This is a genomic window from Streptomyces sp. NBC_00249 (genome assembly GCF_026342355.1).
GTDB lineage: Bacteria > Actinomycetota > Actinomycetes > Streptomycetales > Streptomycetaceae > Streptomyces.
Genome location: NZ_JAPEMV010000001.1, coordinates 907433 through 927659 on the forward strand (window position 1 = coordinate 907433; position 20227 = coordinate 927659).

Annotated in this window: 18 protein-coding genes and 1 pseudogene; 8 read left to right on the forward strand and 11 right to left on the reverse strand. The window is 71.4% G+C overall.

What is annotated here, in order from left to right; translation table 11 throughout:
• Positions 1 to 36 precede the first annotated feature (36 nt).
• Entirely contained in the window at positions 37 to 1326 is a 1290-nt protein-coding gene (locus tag OOK31_RS03990) for an alkaline phosphatase family protein (protein ID WP_323188177.1), read from the forward strand.
• Positions 1327 to 1387: 61 nt separating this feature from the next.
• Positions 1388 to 2311, forward strand: coding sequence for an SDR family oxidoreductase (locus tag OOK31_RS04000; protein ID WP_267010917.1), 924 nt, complete (start codon positions 1388 to 1390; stop codon positions 2309 to 2311).
• Here OOK31_RS04000 and OOK31_RS04005 read toward each other — a convergent pair.
• Positions 2302 to 2658 (reverse strand): annotated as a pseudogene (locus OOK31_RS04005) (class I SAM-dependent methyltransferase); the annotation flags it as partial. The gene OOK31_RS04000 and the pseudogene OOK31_RS04005 sit on opposite strands and share 10 nt — an antisense overlap.
• 17 nt (positions 2659 to 2675) lie before the next feature.
• Entirely contained in the window at positions 2676 to 3434 is a 759-nt protein-coding gene (locus tag OOK31_RS04010; RefSeq protein WP_267010918.1) for a TetR/AcrR family transcriptional regulator, read from the reverse strand.
• Positions 3435 to 3527: 93 nt separating this feature from the next.
• Between OOK31_RS04010 and OOK31_RS04015 the strand changes: the two genes are divergently transcribed.
• From OOK31_RS04015 to OOK31_RS04025, 3 genes are read left to right on the forward strand one after another with little or no spacing between them, the layout of a single operon-like run.
• Entirely contained in the window at positions 3528 to 3920 is a 393-nt protein-coding gene (locus OOK31_RS04015; RefSeq protein ID WP_267010919.1) for a VOC family protein, read from the forward strand.
• A gap of 13 nt (positions 3921 to 3933) precedes the next feature.
• A complete protein-coding gene (locus tag OOK31_RS04020) occupies positions 3934 to 6216 on the forward strand; it encodes an excinuclease ABC subunit UvrA (RefSeq protein WP_267010920.1) in 2283 nt (760 codons plus the stop codon).
• A gap of 57 nt (positions 6217 to 6273) precedes the next feature.
• A complete protein-coding gene (locus OOK31_RS04025) occupies positions 6274 to 7029 on the forward strand; it encodes a TetR/AcrR family transcriptional regulator (protein ID WP_267010921.1) in 756 nt (251 codons plus the stop codon).
• On the opposite strand, the gene OOK31_RS04030 is transcribed toward OOK31_RS04025, so the two are convergent.
• The 6 genes from OOK31_RS04030 to OOK31_RS04055 form a co-directional block, all read right to left on the reverse strand.
• Positions 7019 to 8056 (reverse strand): enoyl-CoA hydratase/isomerase family protein, encoded by a 1038-nt coding sequence (locus tag OOK31_RS04030; protein ID WP_267011828.1) that lies wholly within the window; start codon positions 8054 to 8056, stop codon positions 7019 to 7021. The genes OOK31_RS04025 and OOK31_RS04030 overlap by 11 nt on opposite strands.
• Before the next feature lie 495 nt (positions 8057 to 8551).
• Complete coding sequence (locus OOK31_RS04035) at positions 8552 to 8803, reverse strand: hypothetical protein (protein ID WP_267010922.1); 252 nt, start codon at positions 8801 to 8803, stop codon at positions 8552 to 8554.
• A gap of 111 nt (positions 8804 to 8914) precedes the next feature.
• Positions 8915 to 9679, reverse strand: coding sequence for a hypothetical protein (locus OOK31_RS04040; protein WP_267010923.1), 765 nt, complete (start codon positions 9677 to 9679; stop codon positions 8915 to 8917).
• 120 nt (positions 9680 to 9799) lie between these two features.
• Complete coding sequence (locus tag OOK31_RS04045) at positions 9800 to 12310, reverse strand: ATP-binding protein (RefSeq protein WP_267010924.1); 2511 nt, start codon at positions 12308 to 12310, stop codon at positions 9800 to 9802.
• A gap of 293 nt (positions 12311 to 12603) precedes the next feature.
• Positions 12604 to 13671, reverse strand: coding sequence for a hypothetical protein (locus tag OOK31_RS04050; protein ID WP_267010925.1), 1068 nt, complete (start codon positions 13669 to 13671; stop codon positions 12604 to 12606).
• 32 nt (positions 13672 to 13703) lie between these two features.
• On the reverse strand, positions 13704 to 14519 hold the full coding sequence (locus OOK31_RS04055; protein WP_267010926.1) for a helix-turn-helix transcriptional regulator: 816 nt from the start codon (positions 14517 to 14519) through the stop codon (positions 13704 to 13706).
• Positions 14520 to 14693: 174 nt separating this feature from the next.
• On the opposite strand from OOK31_RS04055, the gene OOK31_RS04060 reads away from it, so the two are divergent.
• On the forward strand, positions 14694 to 15791 hold the full coding sequence (locus OOK31_RS04060; RefSeq protein ID WP_267010927.1) for an MFS transporter: 1098 nt from the start codon (positions 14694 to 14696) through the stop codon (positions 15789 to 15791).
• An 11-nt stretch (positions 15792 to 15802) separates the two neighbouring features.
• Here OOK31_RS04060 and OOK31_RS04065 read toward each other — a convergent pair whose 3' ends face one another.
• Complete coding sequence (locus OOK31_RS04065; protein WP_267010928.1) at positions 15803 to 16369, reverse strand: DUF6434 domain-containing protein; 567 nt, start codon at positions 16367 to 16369, stop codon at positions 15803 to 15805.
• Positions 16370 to 16444: 75 nt separating this feature from the next.
• On the opposite strand from OOK31_RS04065, the gene OOK31_RS04070 reads away from it, so the two are divergent.
• Together OOK31_RS04070 and OOK31_RS04075 are read left to right on the forward strand one after the other, a co-directional pair.
• On the forward strand, positions 16445 to 16579 hold the full coding sequence (locus OOK31_RS04070; protein WP_267010929.1) for a hypothetical protein: 135 nt from the start codon (positions 16445 to 16447) through the stop codon (positions 16577 to 16579).
• Positions 16580 to 16631: 52 nt separating this feature from the next.
• Positions 16632 to 17225, forward strand: coding sequence for a hydrolase (locus OOK31_RS04075; protein ID WP_267010930.1), 594 nt, complete (start codon positions 16632 to 16634; stop codon positions 17223 to 17225).
• A gap of 81 nt (positions 17226 to 17306) precedes the next feature.
• Here OOK31_RS04075 and OOK31_RS04080 read toward each other — a convergent pair whose 3' ends face one another.
• Complete coding sequence (locus OOK31_RS04080; protein WP_267010931.1) at positions 17307 to 18539, reverse strand: MFS transporter; 1233 nt, start codon at positions 18537 to 18539, stop codon at positions 17307 to 17309.
• A 133-nt stretch (positions 18540 to 18672) separates the two neighbouring features.
• Positions 18673 to 20151, reverse strand: a complete 1479-nt coding sequence (locus OOK31_RS04085) for a hypothetical protein (RefSeq protein ID WP_267010932.1) — start codon at positions 20149 to 20151, stop codon at positions 18673 to 18675.
• Positions 20152 to 20227 lie beyond the last annotated feature (76 nt).

Here is a 20227-nt window from a genome sequence, read left to right on the forward strand (position 1 = left end):
CCACCGGGGCCGCCGTTCACCAAGGAGGAACCAGCCATGCCCACATCACCACCGAGGCCCCGCGGCAGAGGCGGGAGGCGGCGCTCCGCGCTCGCGGCCGCGCTCGGCACGCTCGGCCTGCTCGGCGCCTTCACCGTCGCCAACTCCCAGGCCGCCGACAGTGGTTCGGCGGCGCCTTCGGCAGTGGCGGCGACGGCCGCGGCCCTGCCCTCGTACGACCACGTGGTGGTGGTCGTGTACGAGAACAAGCAGTACGGCGAGATCATCGGCAGCGCGAACGCCCCGTACGTGAACCAGCTGGCGCGGGGCGGGGCCAGCCTGACCGGCATGAAGGCGCTGACCCATCCCAGCCAGCCGAACTACTTCAACCTCTTCTCGGGCGCCACGCAGGGCATCACGGGCGACGGCTGCTACACCCCGCAGTCGATGACGGCCCCGAACCTCGGGCAGGAACTCATCGCGGCCGGCCGCACCTTCGCGACGTACAACGAGGACCTGCCCGCCGAGGGGTCCACGGCCTGCACCAACGGCCAGTACGCGCAGAAGCACAATCCGTGGTTCGCCTTCAAGAACGTGCCGCTGAACACCGGCAAGACCTGGGCGCAGTTCCCGAAGAACGACTTCGCGGCGCTGCCCAGCCTGTCCTTCGTGGTGCCCAACCAGTGCAACGACATGCACTCCTGCTCGGTGGCTACGGGCGACACCTGGACGAAGAACAACATCGACGCGTACGCGCAGTGGGCGAAGGCCAACAACAGCCTCCTGGTGCTGACCTGGGACGAGGACAACTACCTGGGCTCGAACCAGATCGCCACGGTCTTCTACGGGGCGAACGTGAAGACGGGCACGTACGCGACGGCCTTCAACCACCACCACCTGCTGCGGACCTTCGAGGACCTGTTCGGCACGGCCACGCACGCGGGCAACGCGGCGAACGTCCAGCCGATCACCGAGGTCTTCGCCACCTCCACCACGCCGACCCCGACACCGACACCGACACCCACGCCGACCCCGACCCCGACGCCGACACCCACCCCGACCCCCACTCCCACTCCCACTCCGGGTGGGCTGAAGCTGGCCGACCCCGGACCGCAGACCTGCAAGTTCAACCAGTCCTGCACCGTCCAGCTCACCGCCACCGGCGGAACGGCCCCGGTCCGCTACGGAGCCACCGGCCTGCCCTTCGGCCTGACCGTGGACGCCGGCTCCGGCCGGATCAGCGGCAAGCCGTGGAGCGTCGGCACGGTCCAGATCACCGCGACCGCGACCGACGCCACGGGCACCACCGTCACGGCCGCCTTCCCGCTCACCGTCAACTGGTTCTGACCCGGGCCGCCCTTCCGTGTCCCCCGGCCCGCGCCGCCGTGCCCGGCGTAGGGTCGGGGGCATGCCGGAAACAGAGCGGGACCTCGAAGGCAGGGTCGCCCTGGTGGCGGGTGGCACGCGGGGTGCGGGCCGGGGCATCGCGGTCCAGTTGGGCGCCCGGGGCGCGACGGTCTACGTGTCGGGGCGCAGCACGGCCGGGCGGCCCTCGGAGTACGCCCGGCCGGAGACGGTCGAGGAGACGGCCGAGCTGGTCACCGCGGCCGGCGGCCGGGGCATCGCGGTGGTCGCCGACCATCTGGTGCCCGAGCAGGTGGAGGCACTGGTCGGGCGGATCGACGCCGAGCAGGGCCGGCTCGACGTCCTGGTGAACGACATCTGGGGCGGGGAGCGGCTCTTCGAGTGGGAGAGCACGGTCTGGGAGCACGACCTGGACAAGGGGTTGCGGCTGCTGCGGCTCGCGGTGGACACCCATGCCGTCACGAGCCATTTCGCGGTGCCGCTGCTGCTGCGCACGCCGGGTGGTCTCGTGGTGGAGATGACGGACGGGACGGCCGAGTACAACGCGAGCCGCTACCGGGTCTCCTTCTTCTACGACATCGCGAAGTCGGCGGTGCTGCGCATGGCGTTCGCGCTCGGGCACGAGCTGGGGCCGCGCGGGGCGACGGCGGTGGCGCTGACGCCGGGCTGGCTGCGCTCGGAGATGATGCTCGACGCCTTCGGGGTGACGGAGGCGAACTGGCGGGACGCCCTGGAGAAGGTCCCGCACTTCGCGATCTCCGAGACCCCGTCCTACGTCGGGCGCGCGGTCGCGGCGCTCGCCGCCGACCCGGAGGTGTCCCGCTGGAACGGGCAGTCGCTGTCCAGCGGGCAGCTGGCCCGGGTCTACGGCTTCACGGACCTCGACGGCAGCCGCCCGGACGCCTGGCGGTACATGGTCGAGGTCCAGGACCCCGGCCACCCGGCGGACACCACCGGCTACCGCTGACCGTCCGCCCGCTCCGGGCGGCGGAAGAGGGCCGTCCAGAGGAAGGGCTCGCCGAAGTGGGGGGAGTCGGCGGGTTCGTCGCGCATGCGGCGCAGTTCGACCTCCTCCAGCCCGGAGAAGATCCAGCGCAGGGACTCGGGTGTGTAGGCGAGCCCGCCGCCGAGGCCGCCCTGCCGGTAGAGATCGGCGTCGGACAGTTCGGAGCCCATGGCGCCCGCGGCGAAGCAGGTGAGGGCGAGGTGGCCGCCGGGGGCGAGGACGCGCTCCAGCAGGGCGAGATAGCTGACGCGGCGGTGGGGCGGCAGGTGGTGGAAGCAGCCGGAGTCGTAGATCAGGTCGTAGGGGCCGTCGAGTTTCCGGGGGCCTAGAGCTGTCGGGGTTCGAGGAGCCGGGCCAGGCCGTCCAGGACGCAGCGCAGGCCGAAGGACCAGACGGCTTGCGGGTCGTAGGCGCCGACCGTGCTGCCGACCCGGCCGGCGAGCGGGTAGCGCTCGGGGTCCATGGCTCGTTCCAGCAGGGGCGCGCTGACCGCCCACCACTCGTCGTCGCTGAGCCGGCTGTTGTGCGCGGCGGCGTCGGCGGCGGCCAGGGCGTTGGCGTGGACGAAGCCGAGGAGGTGCGTCAGGGCGGCGTCCATCTCGGCGTCCGTGAGGCCGATGCCCTCGAAGGCCGCCAGTTCGTGCTCGTACTTCGCGATGACCCCGGGGCCGAGCGGGGGGCGGGTGACGGCGAGGTCCGCGATCCAGGGATGGCGTACGAGCAGGTCCCGGTTGTCGTCGGCGATCCGGGTGACGCCCGCCTGCCAGGGCTCCCCCGCGACCGGCTCCCGGCGGGCCATGCGCCCGTAGGCCTGGTCGAGCATCAGGTCGAGCAGCTCGGCCTTGCCGGGGACGTACGTGTACACGGTCATGGGGGTGACGCCGAGCCGTTGAGCGAGGGCCCGCATGGTCAGCGCGGCCAGTCCCTCGGCGTCGGCCAGTGCGGTCGCGGCGTCGACCACGGCGTCCACGCTCAGCCCCTGCTTCGGGCCGCGCCGCCGGGACGGCGGCTCCTGTCCGGGCTCGCGCCACAGCAGCTCCAGGGTGCGGACGGGGTCGCCCGCACCGCTCCGGTCCTTCGCCATGTCCGTTCCTCCCGCTCACGAAAACAACTAGCTACACCGTATAGAGTACAATGTATAAAGTAAGCCCGAGACACCCCCATCGCGAGGAGTTCCGTGCAGATCACCGCCGCCGCCATATCCCTGACCGTCGACGACGTACCCGCCTCCGCCGCCTTCCTGTCCAGGCACTTCGGCTACACCGAGAGCATGGCCGCCGACGGCTTCGTCTCGCTCGCCCACCCCGACGGCCCCCAGGTGGTCTTCCTGCGGCGCGGCCTGGAGGTCCTGCCCGAGGGGTTCCGCGACGAGCACGCCGCCGGGCTGATCCTCGTCTTCACCGTGGCCGACCTCCCCGGCGAGTACGAGCGGCTGCGCGCCGAGGGCGCCCCCATCGCCATGGAGCTCCGCGAGGAGCCCTGGGGCGAGCGCCTGTTCCAGGTCGCCGACCCCAACGGTGTCCTCGTCCAGCTCGTCGACTGGGTCGCCGCCACCGGCGACGAGAACTAGGGAGATCCCCGGCATGCAGCACGACCCGACGACCTCCGGCAGTCCCGCCGACCGCCATCAGGTCATCCAGGTCCGGGGCGCACGGGAGAACAACCTCGCGGACGTCTCCCTCGACATCCCCAAGCGCCGCCTCACCGTCTTCACCGGGGTCTCCGGCTCCGGCAAGTCCTCGCTCGTGTTCGGCACCATCGCCGCCGAATCGCAGCGCATGATCAACGAGACGTACACGGCCTTCGTCCAGTCGTTCATGCCGAGCCTGGGCCGCCCCGACGTGGACGCGCTGCACAACCTCAGCGCCGCCATCGTCGTCGACCAGGAACGCATGGGCGCCGGCTCACGCTCCACCGTGGGCACCGCCACCGACGCCTCGACCATGCTGCGCATCGTCTTCGCCCGGCTCGGCGCCCCGCACATCGGCACCCACTCCGCCTTCAGCTTCAACACGCCCGAAGGCATGTGCCCGCGCTGCGAGGGCATAGGCCAGGTGTCGGACGTCGCCGTGGACCAGCTCGTCGACCGCGAACTCTCCCTCGACGAGGGCGCCATCACCGTCCCGGGTTTCCCCGTGGACTCCTGGCCCTGGCAGATCATGGCCAACTCCGGCTTCTACGCCCGCGACAAGAAGCTGAAGGACTTCACCGAGCGGGAGTGGGCCGACTTCCTGCACAAGGAACCGGTCAAGGTGAAGGTCGGCTCCAACAACTTCACCTACGAGGGCCTGATCACCCGCATCACCCGTACCCTGCTCGCCAAGGACCGCGAGTCCCTCCAGCCCCACATGAGGGCCTTCGTGGACCGGGCCGTGGTCTTCACCGACTGCCCGGACTGCGACGGCACCCGGCTCTCCGCCGCCGCCCTGTCCTCGCGGATCGACGGGCTGAACATCGCCGACTGCTCCGCGATGCAGCTCAGCGACCTGGCCTCCTTCCTGGACCGGATCGACGACCCGGGCGTCGCACCGCTCCTGGCGAACCTGCGCGACCTGCTGCGCTCCCTCGTCGAGATCGGGCTCGGCTACCTGAGCCTGGACCGCCCCTCCGGCACCCTGTCGGGCGGCGAGGCCCAGCGGGTCAAGATGGTCCGCCACCTCGGCTCCTCCCTCACGGACATCACGTACGTCTTCGACGAGCCGACCACCGGCCTGCACCCGCACGACATCCGGCGGATGAACGACCTCCTGCTGCGGCTGCGCGACAAGGGCAACACGGTGCTGGTCGTGGAGCACAAGCCGGAGGTCATCGCCATCGCCGACCACGTCGTGGACCTCGGACCCGGCGCGGGCACCGCCGGCGGCCGGCTCTGCTACGCCGGGGACGTGGCCGGGCTGCGCACCTCGGGCACCCTCACCGGCCGCCACCTTGGCCACCGGGCACGGCTGCGGGAGACCGTGCGCACCCCGCGCGGGCACCTGTCGGTCAAGGACGCGGACCTGCACAACCTGAAGGAGGTCAACGTCGATGTTCCTCTGGGCGTCCTGGCGGTGGTCACCGGTGTGGCGGGTTCCGGGAAGAGCTCGCTGATCCACGGCTACCTGGCCGGACGCGACGGGGTGGTGGTCGCCGACCAGTCGCCGATCCGCGGCTCCCGCCGGTCCAACCCGGCGACGTACACCGGGCTGCTGAACCCGGTACGGACGGCCTTCGCCAAGGCCAACGGGGTCAAGGCGGCCCTGTTCAGCGCCAATTCGGAGGGCGCCTGCCCCAAGTGCAACGGCCTCGGGCTGGTGTACACGGATCTGGCGATGATGGCGGGGGTGGCCTCGGTCTGCGAACAGTGCGAGGGCCGGCGTTTCACGCCGGAGGTGCTCACGTACCGGCTGCGCGGCAAGAACATCAGCGAGGTCCTCGACATGCCGGTGGCCGAGGCGTACGAGTTCTTCACCACCGGCCAGGCCAGGGCGGTCCTGGGCCGGCTGGCGGACGTGGGGCTGGGCTACGTACGGCTGGGGCAGCCGCTGAACACTCTCTCCGGCGGTGAGCGGCAGCGGCTCAAACTGGCCATCAGCATGGCGGAGAAGTCCTCGACGTACATCCTGGACGAGCCGACGACCGGGCTGCACCTGGCCGACGTGGACAAACTGCTCGCCCTGCTGGACAGGCTGGTCGACGACGGGAACTCGGTGATCGTCATCGAACACCACCAGGCGGTCATGGCCCACGCCGACTGGCTGATCGACATCGGCCCCGGCGGCGGTCACGACGGCGGGCAGGTGGTCTTCGAGGGCACACCGGCCCGACTGGTCGCCGAGGCGGACACCCTGACGGCGCGGCATCTGCGGGAGTACGTGGGCTCGTAACGCGTGTCGGGTGTACGCAGGACGCGTACGCTGTCCGCAGGCGGTTAGGGTGGGGGCATGGCCTCCGAAGCGCAGCAGACCCCCGCCACGCCCGTCCCCGTGCCCGTCCCCTCCGTCTGGACCCGGCCGCGCCGGCGGAAGGAACAGCCCGCGCTGAGCCGGGAGCAGATCGTAGCGGCGGCGGTGCGCCTCCTCGACGCCGAGGGCCTCGAGGCGCTGAGCATGCGCAAGCTCGGCGCCGGGATGGGCACCGCCGCCACCTCGCTCTACCGGCACGTCGCCAACAAGGACGAACTGATCGAGCTGGTCGTGGACGAGGTCTTCGGCGAACTCGAACTCCCCGAGGCCATCGGCCCGCAGGGCTGGCGGGCGGCCCTGTCGCACTGCGGGCACAGCCTGCGCGACATGGTGCTGCGCCACCCGTGGATGGCTTCGGTCCTCGGCCAGGTCGGCCTGGCCCACCTCGGCCCGAACCTGATGAGCATGTCGGAGCGCATGCTGGGACTGGCCCAGACGGCCGGCTTCCCGCCGGGTGAGGCCGACCTGGCCATCAAGGCGGTCGTCTCCTACGTCATCGGCGCCACGACCAGCGAGGCCTCCTACCTCTCCCTCCTCGCCCGCAGCGGCAAGAGCGAGCCCGAATGGCTGGAGTCCCTGCGCCCCGCCGCCCAGGAAGCCCTGGAGGACCACCCCCTGACGAAGGAACGCGCCGCCTCCCGCCAGGGCCTGGACCCGGCACGGCTGCGCGAGGAAACCTTCGACTACGGCCTCCAGCGAGTCCTGGACGGCCTGGCGACCCGGATCACAGCCTGAGCTCGCGCCCCTCCCCGAGCGGTGCGAAGTAGCGTTCCACGTCGGCGTCACGGACCTCTGGGAGGGTGGGCGGGGTCCAGGCGGGGTTGCGGTCCTTGTCGATGACCTGGGCACGGATGCCCTCGACGAGATCAGGATGGGCCAAGGCGTTGCAGGAAACCCGGTACTCCTGCTCCAGAACCCTCTCCAGCGGCCCGAGTTCCCGGGCCCGGCGCAGAGCGGCGAGAGTGACCTTGAGCGCGGTCGGCGACTTGCCGAGGAGTACCTCGGCGGTCTCCTTCGCGGCGGGGATCCCGGTGCCCTGAAGCCGGTCGACGATCTCCTCCACGGTCCCTGCCCGATAGCAGGGGTCGATCCAGGCCCGGGCCTCCGCCAGCTCACCAGCGGGCGGGTCCTGCACGTAGCGGGCCAGGACCTCGGCCACGGGCTCACGGGTGAGGTCGTCGGTGAAGGCGTCGAGGCGGTCGGAGGGCACGTAATGGTCGGCGAGCCCGCACAGCAGGGCGTCACCCGCACCGACCGCCGTACCGGTCAGCGCCAGGTGGGTCCCCAGCTCCCCCGGCGCCCGAGCCAGCAGATACGTCCCACCGACATCGGGAACGAACCCGATCCCGGTCTCCGGCATCGCGACCCGGGACCGCTCGGTGACGACCCGCACGCTCCCGTGCGCGGAGACCCCGACCCCGCCGCCCATCACGATCCCGTCCATCAACGCCACATACGGCTTCGAATACCGGGCGATCCGGGCGTTCAACAGGTACTCGTCCCGCCAGAACGCCGCTGAAGCACCCCCGCCGGCCTTCGCGTCGTCATGGATGGCCCGGATGTCACCCCCCGCGCACAACCCCCGCTCACCCGCACCCCGCACCACCACCACCTCGACGGACGGATCGGCCACCCACACCTCCAGGGCCTGCGCCATCCGCAGCACCATCGCATGCGTCAACGCGTTCAACGCCCTCGGCCGGTTCAGGGTCAACAACCCCGCCCGCCCCACCCGCCGGACCACCACAGCCTCGTTTTCGATCTCCACGGGGCCAGTATGGCGGCGCGCGACCAACAGGGCTCGAACCGACCACCCCTCCGGTGACAGGCCCGAGCCCTGGGTGCCGCCGAGCCGTCAGTCGACCCGGCCGAGCAACACGGACCAGTGGCTGGTTCCGACGTTGTTGATCTCGGTAATGGTCCAGGTGCCGCTGGCCAGAACGAACGTGGCACCCAGCGGCAGCCTCTTCACCTCGCTCGCACTGCCCGGAAAGGAGATTTACAGCTTCGCCTGGGCAGGCTCACCGTCCTTCGCCGGAATAGCCGCCACGCCACCGACGGTGCCGAAGGTCAGCCGAAACAGCTGACCTCTCCGTACGGTGAACTCGTGACTGACGTCAGGCATTTCACTCCCTAGCGGAACGCGACGTACGCTCCCGTCTGCGGTGTCCCGCCACCAGTTGACCTGCTCATCGCTGGGCTTCGGGTAGCCGGCGACCCGTCTTCAGCGGCGCATCCCCGTCCGGCCGACGCGGAATCATTCAGCTTCGATGATGTCGCCGACGGCGCAAGTAAATCCCTTCACCAGGGCATGCGGGCGACGACCGATTCGACCCGCACCACTCACACTGCCATCGCGCGGGAAGATGACCGCTTCGACAGGTTCCATTCCCTCTCGAACAATCCTTACGCGATCTCCGCCTCTAAAATCCCCACTGAGGGGATCAACATAAACCGCAACCCCCTCCTTCCCTAAGATAAAAACATCCGTAACTTCGGCCCGGTTCACCGGTCGCCCCTCCCACAGCCATACCCCCGCCCCCTCAAGCACGGGCCTCCACAGGGCATCTGCCCGACATGGGACAGATGAAACAGCCGCGCACGCCCGCACGCCCACGAATCAGGATTTTTCGGCAAGCAGTGAACGGACCCTCTCGTTTCCCGTGAGGGCAAGGTATTCCGCCAGACTGCGCCCCGCCGGACCTGTCGCCCGGTAGACCCCGGTGACGGCATGGATCATGGTCCGGTCAGCGGGTGCTGCGTGGAGGATCTGCATGATCAGGTCCACACCCAGCTCCTCGTCTACGCTGACGATCGAGTTCGCCAGGTCCACGAGTTGGGTCGGTAGGTCGAATCGACAGCGGACGCCGGATTCGATGGACTCCAGTCCGCGCGCGATGACTTCACGAATATCGGGGAGGCAAGCACGCACTACCGGCTCTTCCAGATAGTCCCCCAGCTTCTCTTCGAAATATTCGCGGTCCGCGACCCCAATAAGGGACCGGAAGGTTTCCAGACGGAGAGCCGATGAATTCTTCTCCTCCGCAAGTTCTCGACTGTCCGCCGTAGCCTCGGAGAATTTTCCGTAGCTGCTGTCGACCGAAAACTTGCGGTCCATGACGAGGTCGTACCAAGGAGCGGCCCGTGGATCGCGGGTTGCCTCACGGATCGCCTGATACCCCACGGGCTCACCCCACGCCACGAGAGCCAGGCATGCGAGATACCTTTCGCGGTCAGGCGCCGAGATGTCACCGAGCAGCGCGACAAGCCCGGGAACACGATCACGGTGCTCAAAGTGGTCATAGCCCCCGTAGATGACGTCGTCGACGTCATCGGTACGGTTTCCCTCGAAGTCGGTCCCGAGGAGAGCCTCGAACTGGGTCATGCCACTACCCTTCTCGTTCAATTCTGGTGATGTCCTCCGGCGGTTTCGTCGGCGCTGGCCTGAATTGCCTGCTGAACCTCGTCCGGGGTTCCGGGGGGCGGGGGTTGTTCTGTGGGGCGGTCAGTCACTCGTGGCTCCCGGGAGGGTGTGGGTGCGGTAGAGGCGGACCCAGGGGAGGGTGTTGCGTTGCCAGGCGGCGCGGGCCGCGTGGACGAAGACGCAGGCCCGGTAGTCCGGCTCGGCGGTGGCGGCCCGGGACGGGTCCGGGGGCAGGGGGACCTGGTCGGCGAGGGTGGCGACCCAGGTGGCGGTGTCCCGCCACCAGTCGGCCTGTTCCGGCCGCGCCTTCGGGTAGTCGGCGACCCGCTTCTTCAGTTCCGTGCCGTGCTCGGGCCATACCGCCGTGGCGGCCCGGGTGCGGAACTCGCATCGGTGGCGGCAGCCTTCGCAGTCGGGGAAGGGGGCCAGCGCGGCGTCGACCGCCTCCGTCGTGGCGGCGAAGTCCCGGAAGCGGGTGGCGAGTTCCGCGTCCGTGGCCAGCGGCGCCCGGCTGATGCCCGCCTCGGCCGCCGCCCGCGCCCGGACGTCGGGGACCCTCAGCAGCGCCGGCCGGTCGATCCGGTCGTGGTGGGCGAACGCCTGGAAGGGCTCCAACGACGCGGCGTAGCGCTCCTGGTCGGGTGAGAAACGCATCGTGCCGCCGATGAGTACGCGGTCCTCCGCGGACGGCAGCCGGTGCATGACCTTGAGGTTGGTGTTCTTGTACGCGTCCTCGACCAGCTTGCCGGGAACCTGCTCGACGATGACGATGCCCTCGCCGTACTTGCGGTTCTCCGCGAGGGTGTTGGCGAAGGCCTGGGCGGCCCGCGCCTGGGCGTTGCCCTCCTTCGCGTCGCCGCCCTGGGCGATGGGCTGCCCGAGCAGGCGGTGCGCCTCCTCGATGACCGTGACGTGGGCGAGGGAGCCGCCCGCGCGGTTCGCCTTGTAGTGCTCCGTCATCATCTGGAGGAGCAGGGCGGTGATGAGCGACTGCTCCTTCTCGTTGTCGCCCACGCCGGCGAGTTCGACGACCACCGGCCGGCGCAGCAGTTCCTCGACCGGGTAGGAACGTGCGACGTCCAGGGTGGTGCCGCAGGCTCCCTCCGCCAGGGACTCGGCGCGCAGTCGGGAGGCGGCGACGATGTTGTCCCGTACCTCTCCCGAGTAGTCGAGCTGCTCGCACTGCTTGCGCATCTCGGCGATGAACTCGCGCAGGGTGGGCCAGTTCCCGGTGTGGGCGGGGCCGGCGAGGTCGGTGGGGACGATGCCCTTGCGGGCGTACGTCGCGCGCAGTGCCCGGTTGTAGATGCTGGGCAGGGGGTCCCAGAGGCCGAAGGCGGCGTCGAAGCAGGCCATGAGTCCCGCGACATGGGTACTGACGCGTACCCCGGACGGCACTTCGAAGGGGTTGAGGCGCAGCGGTGCGGTGCTCTCGTCGCCGACGGTGAGGACGAGGAGGTCCTCGAACCCGGGCCGGGTGGCGAGCCAGCGGTAGTCGTCGAGGGTGGAGTTGACGGGTTCGATGACGAGGAAGGGCGTGCGGTGGTCGCGCCACAGCTGTTCGCAGAAGGCGAGGGTGGTGTTGGTCTTGCCGGATCCGGTCGTGCCCACGATGAGGGCGTGCCGGGTGAGGTCGTCGAGGCCGACGCCGAGGGGGCCGGCCGGGGTGTCGTGGACGAGCTGGCGTCCGAGGGTGACGGCGGGGCCGTCGGTGCGGTACTCGGTCTCGCCCGCCATGCCGGGGCGGCGCACGGGGAAGCCCGTCATGTGTCCGCTGACGGCCAGCGGCAGCCGGAAGGCCGCTCCGGCCTCGCGCGCGTCGACGAGTTCCGCGAGCAGCCGCAGCTGCGGGGAGAGGGGTTCGGGCAGTCGCCAGCAGTGGTCGCCGCCCCAGCGCGCGTGCTCCAGGGTGGTCAGTCCCTGCCAGGCCGCGGGCAGTTCACCGGGGACGGGCCAGGCCACGGTGTGGGCGGGGCCGGTGATGGTCTCGGTGAGGACGCCGCTCTCCCGGGCCCGCTCCTGCGGGGACACCGTGGCGCCGACCAGCTCGGCCAGGGAGTCCGGCAGGGGTGCGGGCGAGGCGAGCGCGACGCGGATGCGGAACACGCGGTCGGTGTAGCGGCGGGCGGCGTCCGTATAGACCCGGTGGGCGTCCACCGCGAAGGCGTCGGCGGCCAGTTGGGTGCCCGGGGACCAGAGCCCGTCGGGGAGTTGCCCCGGGGTGCCGAGGCGTCCGTACTGGGTGGCGATGCGGTGCAGGAGCGGGCCGAAGTCGGGTGGTACGACGTACGGTTCCAGGCCGACGGTGAGCATCACGGGGTGCGGATGCGCGGCCAGGGCCTGCCAGAGGGTGTCCCAGGGCGGGGCGGCCGCGGTGAGCGGCTGCGGCGCGAGGTAGTAGTGGACGCCGGCGTCGGGCCGGTTGGGCAGTCCGCTGTGGTAGCGCTTGCGGATCTCCGCCACCCCGGCCGCCGCGGCGGGCGCGAAGGGGGTCAGCAGCCGTGCCGTCTCGTCGGCGTCCTCGACCGGCGTGGCGTGGACGTGGCGGGGCAGCGCGGCCATCCGGTCGCGGAGCACGCGGGCGGCGGCCATCGCGGCCTCCGCCGTGGGGGCCGCGACCCTGCCGAGCAGGGCGCAGGAGATCCGGCGTCCGACGGGGTCGCTGAGGTAACGCAGTTCGATGCGGGCGTCGTGGCCGGTGTCCCACTGGCCGGCGAGCCAGGCGGCCTCGGCGGCGACCGCCTTGGTCCTGCGCTCCGCTTCGGGCAGGTCCGCGTACTCCTGGGTCTCGGTGAGGTCGGCGGCGGCGTCGATGCGTACGGCCGTCCATGCCCAGACGGTCGTTCCGTCGGTGACCGTGAGGACGCCGGCCGGCCCGGCTGCGCTCAGTTCCCGTCCCCGGTCGGCTGCTGGTGCCCGGTGTACGGCGGTGCGGGCGGGGAGGGCGGGGCCTGCGGGGCGGAGTACGGGGCCTGCGGGCTGTAGGGCTGCGGGGCCGCGGCCGGCATGCTCCCGGTCCGCGGGTCCGAGGGCGCGTAGGGCTGCGCCGGCGCGGCGGGTGCCGGCGGCATCGGCGGGGCGGCGGGACCGGGACCGGGCGCGGGCGCGGCTCCGAAGCCCTGGCCGGGGACGGGGGCGGGCCGGGGTCCGGGGGCGGGGGCGGACGCGGCCGACTGGATGGGGGGCTCCTGCCCGAAGGCGGTGGCCATGGGGACCTCGATGCCCTGGACCGCCGCCTCCACGCCCTCGCGGGCGGCGGAGTGAACGGCCTCGCGCATGGCGCGCGCGGTCTCGGTGCGGAGCATCTGGTTGATGTTGCCCGTACGGTTCAGCATGCCGCCGACCAGGTCCTTGAGGAACTGGCCGATGATCACCGCGCCGGAGCGGCTGCGCCACATCGTCCAGCCCACGTACAGGCTGGTGCCGTACCCGAAGACGGTGACGTAGGCGACGTACCGGCCGGTCCTGATCACGAGCCGGTTGTTGACGACTTCCGGCGTGATGTCACTGCGGATCCGGACCGGCACCGCCGACACGGGGATCTGCCGGCGGGCGAGCGCGCTGTAGATCGCCGCGTACGCGGAGGACGAGGCGGCGTACTTGTCCTCCAGCAGGGTCTTCCACTCCGAGACCGGCTCGTTGGTGCGCGAGGCGAGGAGGACGACCCAGAAGGCGATGATGGACAGGATCCAGGCGAAGCCGAGGCCGTTGTCCGATTCGAAGCTGCTGGAGTCCGAGAAGAGCGCGGGCAGCAGGCCGAAGATCAGGAAGACCAGGAAGGACACCGCGGTCGCCTGGAACCAGAGTTGTACGACGGCACGGAGTCCGACCGACTCGTCGAAGTTCATCTCGACGTTCTCGTACTTGAGCGTCTGGTTGCGGTACGAGGCGTTCGGGCCCACCGCTCCTGATGCCGCCCAGCCGGCGCCGCCGCCCGTGTTCATCGCGTCCATGCTCCCCATCCCCACCTCAGCAAACCAGTTGATCACACTAGCTCAGGGTTGAGGGGGGCGGCGGCCGAACCGGGGTCCGTGACCGGTCGAGGGCGGTGGGTGCCCGGGGTATGGCCGAAGGCGCGGCGGAAGACGTCGATGAAGGCGCTCGCCGAGGACCAGCCGCACTGGTGGGCCACCGCCGTCACCGGGGTGTCCACGGCCAGCAGGCGCAGCGCCTGGTGCAGGCGGAGCTGGGTCCGCCACTGCGGGAAGGTCATGCCGAGTTCGGCGCGGAACAGCCGGCTCAGGGTCCGTTCCCCGGCGCCCGCTCCGGCCTGGGCGGCGAGCGCGGCCAGGCCGCGCGGATCCGCCGGGTCGGCGTGCAGCAGTGCGCAGACGGCCGCCAGCCGGGGGTCCGTCGGCGTCGGCAGGTGCACGGGCTGGAGCGGGGAGGCGCGCAGTTGGTCGAGGAGGACCCCCAGCATCCGGCGGCGTGCGGGGCTGTCGGGGCCGGGGTCGCGGGTGTAGGCGAGGATCAGCTCGCGCAGCAGCGGTCCGACGGCGATGACGGCCGGGCCGTCGAGGGAGAGCGGGTTGCAGCGGGTCGGCAGGCCCACGCAGTGCAGGTCGGTGCGCCCGTACGCGCGGTGTTCGTGCACCGTTCCGGCCGGGATCCACAGGGCGCGGGTCGGGGGCGCGACCCAGGTGCCGGAGTCGGTGGTGATGGAGAGGACGCCGGAGCCCGCGTAGGCGATCTGGTGGTCGTCGTGGTGGTGGGCGTCGATGCCGATGTGCGTGTCGAGGTGGTTGACGTTGGTCGGGGCGCGCTGGGCGTACCGGACGTCGCGCTGGCGGTTTTTCTGCATCACCCGGCAATTTATCGGAAGCGCGACGGTCGTGGCGAGGGCGATTCTCGAGCGGTGAAGTCAGTCGATGCTACGAACGCACCCCCTCCCCCCGTCCCGGACCGCCCCGCGGGTCCGGGCCGTCCGGGCCGTCTACGGCGGCGTACGGCGGCCTTTTCGGCCGGTCACGCCTGTGTGGACGTCTACCAGGGCGCCGTCGCCGCGCTCGTCCCCTACCTCGTCTCCGAGCGGGCGTACGGGTACGCCGCGGCGTCGGGCGTGGTCCTCGCGGCCTCGCTGCTGTCCTCCGTGGTGCAGCCGCTGTTCGGGGCCCTCACCGACCGGTGGTCCGTGCCGTGGCTGATACCGGCGGGCACGGCCGCCGCCGGGCTGGGGATCGCGGCCGTCGGGGCCGACGCCGGGTATCCGGCCACGCTGGCCGCCGTCGCGCTGTCGGGGCTCGGGGTGGCCGCCTACCACCCGGCGGCCGCCCGGCTGGTCCGCACCAGCCTCGGTGACGGGCACACCGCGATGAGCTGGTTCGCCCTGGGCGGCAACATCGGTTTCGCGTGCGCGCCGCTGCTGGTCGTCGGGGCGCTGTCGGTGTCCGGGGCGACGGGGTGGTGGCTGCTGGCGTTGCCGGCGCTGCTGGGCGTGTTCCTCAACCGGCCGCCGTCCGCCCGGCGTCGGGCCGGCGCGGACGCGTCGGGCGGCGGGGCGGGGCGCGGGGTCCCGGCGGCGGAGGACCGGCGGGCGTTCCTGCGGCTGTCGCTGGTGGTCGTGGTCCGGTCGGTGGTGTTCATCGGCCTCAGCACCTTCATCGCCCTCTACGTGCGCGAGCGCGGCGGGGGCGGGACGGCCGGGGCGGTGGCGCTGTCCGCGCTGTTCGCGGGGAGCGCGGGTGGCACCCTGCTGGGCGGCAGGCTCGCCGCGCGCTGGGGCCGGGTGACCACCGTGCGCCGGGCCTACGCGGCGTCCGGGCCCGCCGTCGCGGGGATCCTGTTCCTCCCGCTGCCGCTGGCGTACGGGTGCGCGGCGCTGGCCGCGGCCGCGCTGTACGTGCCGTTCTCGCTCCAGGTCACCCTGGGGCAGGACTACCTGCCGACGCGGATGGGCACGGCCAGCGGGGTGACCCTGGGGCTGACGGTGAGCGTCGGCGGTCTCGCGAGCCCGCTGATCGGCGCGGCTGCCGACGCCTTCTCGGTGCGTACCGCACTGCTGCCGCTGGCCGTACTGCCGCTGCTGGCCTGGGCGTTGGCCCGCCGACTCCCGGAGCCGGCCCCGGCGGGCTGAGGGCACAGACCCTAGTCGCGCGGCCGGGCGCGGTGTTCGTGCCAGGCGGTCAGGGCTTCGGTGCGGGTGCCGTCCGGGTGGCGGGTGTGCCAGGTGCGCAGGAACCGGTTGAATTCGAACTGGGCGCCGATGTCCTGGGGTTGGGCGGCGTCCTGGCGGGTGGCGTGCCAGTGGGCGACGGCTTCGGCGAGGGTGCGGCCCGCGCCCTGGGCGACGTAGGCGCGCATGAAGGCGTCGAAGTGGAATCCGGGGCCGGTCTCCCGGACGAAGAACTCCCGCAGGACCTGGCTGCACCGCTGCCCTTCGGGGATGACGGTGCGGCCGTCGACGGGCGCGGTGAGCTGCCGTCCGGCGCGCCGACGGGCCGGGGGTTCCCTGTGCGGGGCGGGCCGGCCGTCGAGGGTGGCGGCGAGCCGGGCCGTGAGGGCGGCCTTGCCGCCGGCGGCGGGGACTCCCAACGCGCCGGCCAGGGCGGTCAGTTCGGTGAGGGTCCAGTACCAGCGCAGCAACTCGGCCCCGGTGAGCGCCGGGGTCGGCTCGGGCCGGGTCTCCACCGCACCCCCGTCATTCGTACTCATGTTCGTATTCTATGCGGTGGCCGACACTTCCGGGCCGCTTTGCAAGTCCGGCTGACCTTCTCTACGGTTCGCCCCATGGACCCGGCCACCCCCACCCGCCACACCGCGGAGCGCTGGATGGCCGAGCTGACGGCGGAGCGGCTCACGCCCGAGGAGCAGCGGCTGCCGGCCGACTCCGTCCCGCTGCCGCGACGGCTCTCCGAGGGCTGAGCCGCCCCGCGCCCCGCGCACTCCCCCCGGCCGCGAACAGAGGAGTCCCGTCATGACCACCCCCGTCTCCCCCGCCGCACTGTCGCTGGACGCCGCCACGGCGCTGGTGCTGATCGACCTCCAGCAGGGCATCCTGGCCCTGCCCACCGCCCGCCCCAGTGCCGGGATCCTGAAGAACGGCATCGCGCTCGCGGAGGCCTTCCGCGCCCACAGGCTGCCGGTGGTCCTGGTCAACGTCGCCTGGTCGCCCGACGGCGGGGACCTGCCCACCACCGACGTGGACAGGCCCGGCCCGGCCACCGCCCCGCCCGCCGCGTTCTCCGTCATCCCCGCCGAGCTGGCGGCCCTGGGAGACGTGACGGTCACCAAGCGGCACTGGGGGGCCTTCACCGGCACGGAGCTCGACCTCCAGCTGCGCCGGCGCGGGATCCACCGCATCGTGCTGGCGGGCATCTCGACGAGCATCGGCGTGGAGTCCACCGCGCGTACCGCCTGGGAGCACAGCTACGGGCTGGTCTTCGCGGAGGACGCCACCACCGACCTGGACGCCGACTCGCACGCCCACAGCTTCGGCAAGATCTTCCCGCGCATCGGCCGGGTCAGCTCCACCGCCGAGGTCATCGCGGCACTCGACGCCCTCTCCTGAGGCCCCGCACGCACGGGCAGGGCGCCCGGACCGTTCCGTGGGGAACGGATCCGGGCGCCCTGCCCGCGGCGGGGAGAAGCCTCAGGCGGCCTTGGCCTCCTGCGCCTCGCGGGCGACCGGCCGGGCCTGCTCGACCGGGGCGTCCTGCACCGGGGCGACGGCCGGCTGCGCTGCGGCGCGGGGCTTGACCGACCCGGCCACCACGACCACGACCGCGGCGACGGTGACTCCGGCGCCGACCCACAGCGGCGAGACGAAGCCGTATCCGGCGCCGATCGCGAGGCCGCCGAGCCAGGCGCCGAGCGCGTTGCCGACGTTGAACGCCGCGATGTTGGCGCCGGAGGCCATGGTGGGGGCGTCCTGGGCGTACTTCATGGTGCGCAGCTGGAGGCCGGGGGCGGTGGCGAGGCCGACCGTGCCCATGAGCAGCAGCGAGATGATCGTCATGACCTGGCTCTCGGCGGTCAGGGCGAACACCGCGAGCACCACGGCGAGGACCGACAGGATCGCGGTCAGCGAGGCGTTGAGCGACTTGTCGGCGGCCTTGCCGCCGATGAAGTTGCCGGCGAAGGTGCCGATCCCGAAGAGCACGAGGAGCCACGGCACGGTGCTGGTGGCGAAGCCGCTGACCTCGGTGAGGGTGAAGGCGATGTAGGTGAAGCCGCCGACGACGCCGCCGAAGGACAGGACGCTGAGCAGGATGGAGACCCAGACCTGGCCCCGGCGGAAGGCCCCGAACTCGCCGCGCAGGCTGAGCTGCGAGGGGGCCGCCGTCTGCGGGACGAGGGCCTTGATGCCGATGAGCGCGACGACGCCGATGACGGTGATCGCCCAGAACGTCGAGCGCCAGCCGGCCTGCTGGCCGAGGAAGGTGCCGAGCGGCACGCCGAGGACGTTGGCGGCGGTGAGGCCGGCGAACATCAGCGAGATGGCTCCGGCCCGCCGGTTGGGGGCGACCATGTCGGCGGCGACGACGGCGCCGACACCGAAGAAGGCTCCGTGGCACAGGGCGGCGACGACGCGGCCGACCATCAGCAGGGAGTACGTCGGGGCGACGGCGGAGAGCAGGTTGCCGACGATGAACAGCACCATCAGCCAGAGGAGCACCTTCTTGCGGTCGAACCGGGCGATCGCCGCGGTCAGCGCGACCGCGCCGACCGCCACGCTGAGCGCGTAGCCCGAGACCAGGTACCCGGCCACCGACTCGGTGACCCCGAAGTCCGCCGCCACCTCGGGCATCAGACCGACGATCCCGAACTCGGTGAGCCCGATACCGAAGCCCCCGAGTGCTAAGGCGATAAGCCCGATAGGCATGTCCAAACCTTTCATTACGGTGCAGGCGCCATTATGCGGCGTCTGCAAGTATTGTCTGCGCGGGCTATCAGCGCAAGCGCCATAGCGCGCCTGTCACGTGCCTGTTGCGTGCGTGCCAGGTGCCGGGCGGGCCCTACTCGGGGACCGCGAGGCGGAAGCGGAAGTTCGAGAACAGCTCGGTCTCGGCCCGCCCGGCGCCCCTCAGGCGCAGCGCGTAGCCGACCAGGGCGTGGTCGAGCATGTAGAGCCGGTTGCCCTCGGCGACGCCGTCCTCGGAGAGCTGCTCGATGGACCAGGCCATCGCGGAGCTGCCTCCGTAGCGGGCGCGCGGCTCGAAGAGGCGGTGCGAGACGCCTATCTCCCCGAGCATGTTGAGGACGTAGCTCAGCGGGTAGGGCCGGTTGTCGCGGTCCTCCTCGGTCCGGTCCAGGTCCGGGTACGAGTCCACGAGGCGTTCGACGGTCTCGTCGGTCAGCAGGTCGGTGCGGCCGGTGACCATGGCCGTCGAGATCATGTACGGGTAGGCGATCCCGTTGAGGAAGAAGTTCGCACCGGGATCCACCTCCTTCCACTGCCCGACCACGCCCTCCACGAAGGCGTCCAGGTCCGGCACCTGCTCCTCCAGGCGGCCCAGGTTGTGCAGGGCCACCAGGTAGTAGAGGCCCATGTGGGTCCGCTCGACCGGGGCGAGACCGGCCATCAGCTCCTTGGCCTCGGCCAGTCGGTCCTTGCCGTAGGTCAGGTACTCCTCGCGGCCGGACATCGCGATCGCGTTCAGCATCGTCAGGAGCGGATAGACCTTCGAGAAGCTGTCCGTCATCGGGCTGGGGAAGGACGGCGGGTTGTTCAGCTCGTCGGCGCGGTCCAGGTAGTCGAGGACCTCTTCGATGTAGTCGCGCCCGCCGCCCGAGATCAGCGCGCCGTGGCCCAGCAGCGAGACCACCGACAGGAGCATGGATCCGCCGCGCCCCCGGAAGAAGGGACCGGGGATCCGCTCCAGCAGGTCCAGCGCCTCGGTGACGTAGTCACGCGGACCGGAGACCAGCCGGTCCTGGAGCCCCAGCTGACCGAGCGCCAGGAAGACGGCGGAGTAGGCCGAGAGCCGCTCGTAGTCGCCGTGCCGGCCGCTGTTCTCGTCCTCGATCCGGTCCGGCTGGATCTCGTCCGCCACCGCGAGGATCTCCGCCGGGAAGTCCAGGTCGTCGTTGACGAGGAATTCCCGGTCGAGGCCCAGTTTCGCGAAGGCGTCCATCAGGATGCAGCCGGCCATCAGGCGGTAGTAGTGGTTCTTCTCCGACCGCACCGCTTCGAGGATCGGGCCGAGCGCCGGCCCGACCGCCGCCTCGCCGATTCCCCCGGGGTCCTCGACCTCCAGGACGAGATCCGCCAGGAGCCGGGAGAAGAGGGTGTAGGTATTGGCGGCCGAAACCCGCTGCTCCAGAAGGCCGAACGTCTGCCGGATCTGCGCGGCGAGAGCGGGATCGTAGGCAATGGGGTATTGGCCGAGTCCGATTCCCCGCACCATCCGGCTCCACGGAGTCGCGATCATGCGGGATTCGTTGCGCAGATCCTTCAGGCCCGCCACGGGCAAGGAGGTCGAAGCAATCGCCATGAGTTGATCCTTCCTGCGGGTCGACACTGACCGCCGAAATCCATGGGCCGCACCGCGCCCTGAGCGGCGGATCCGC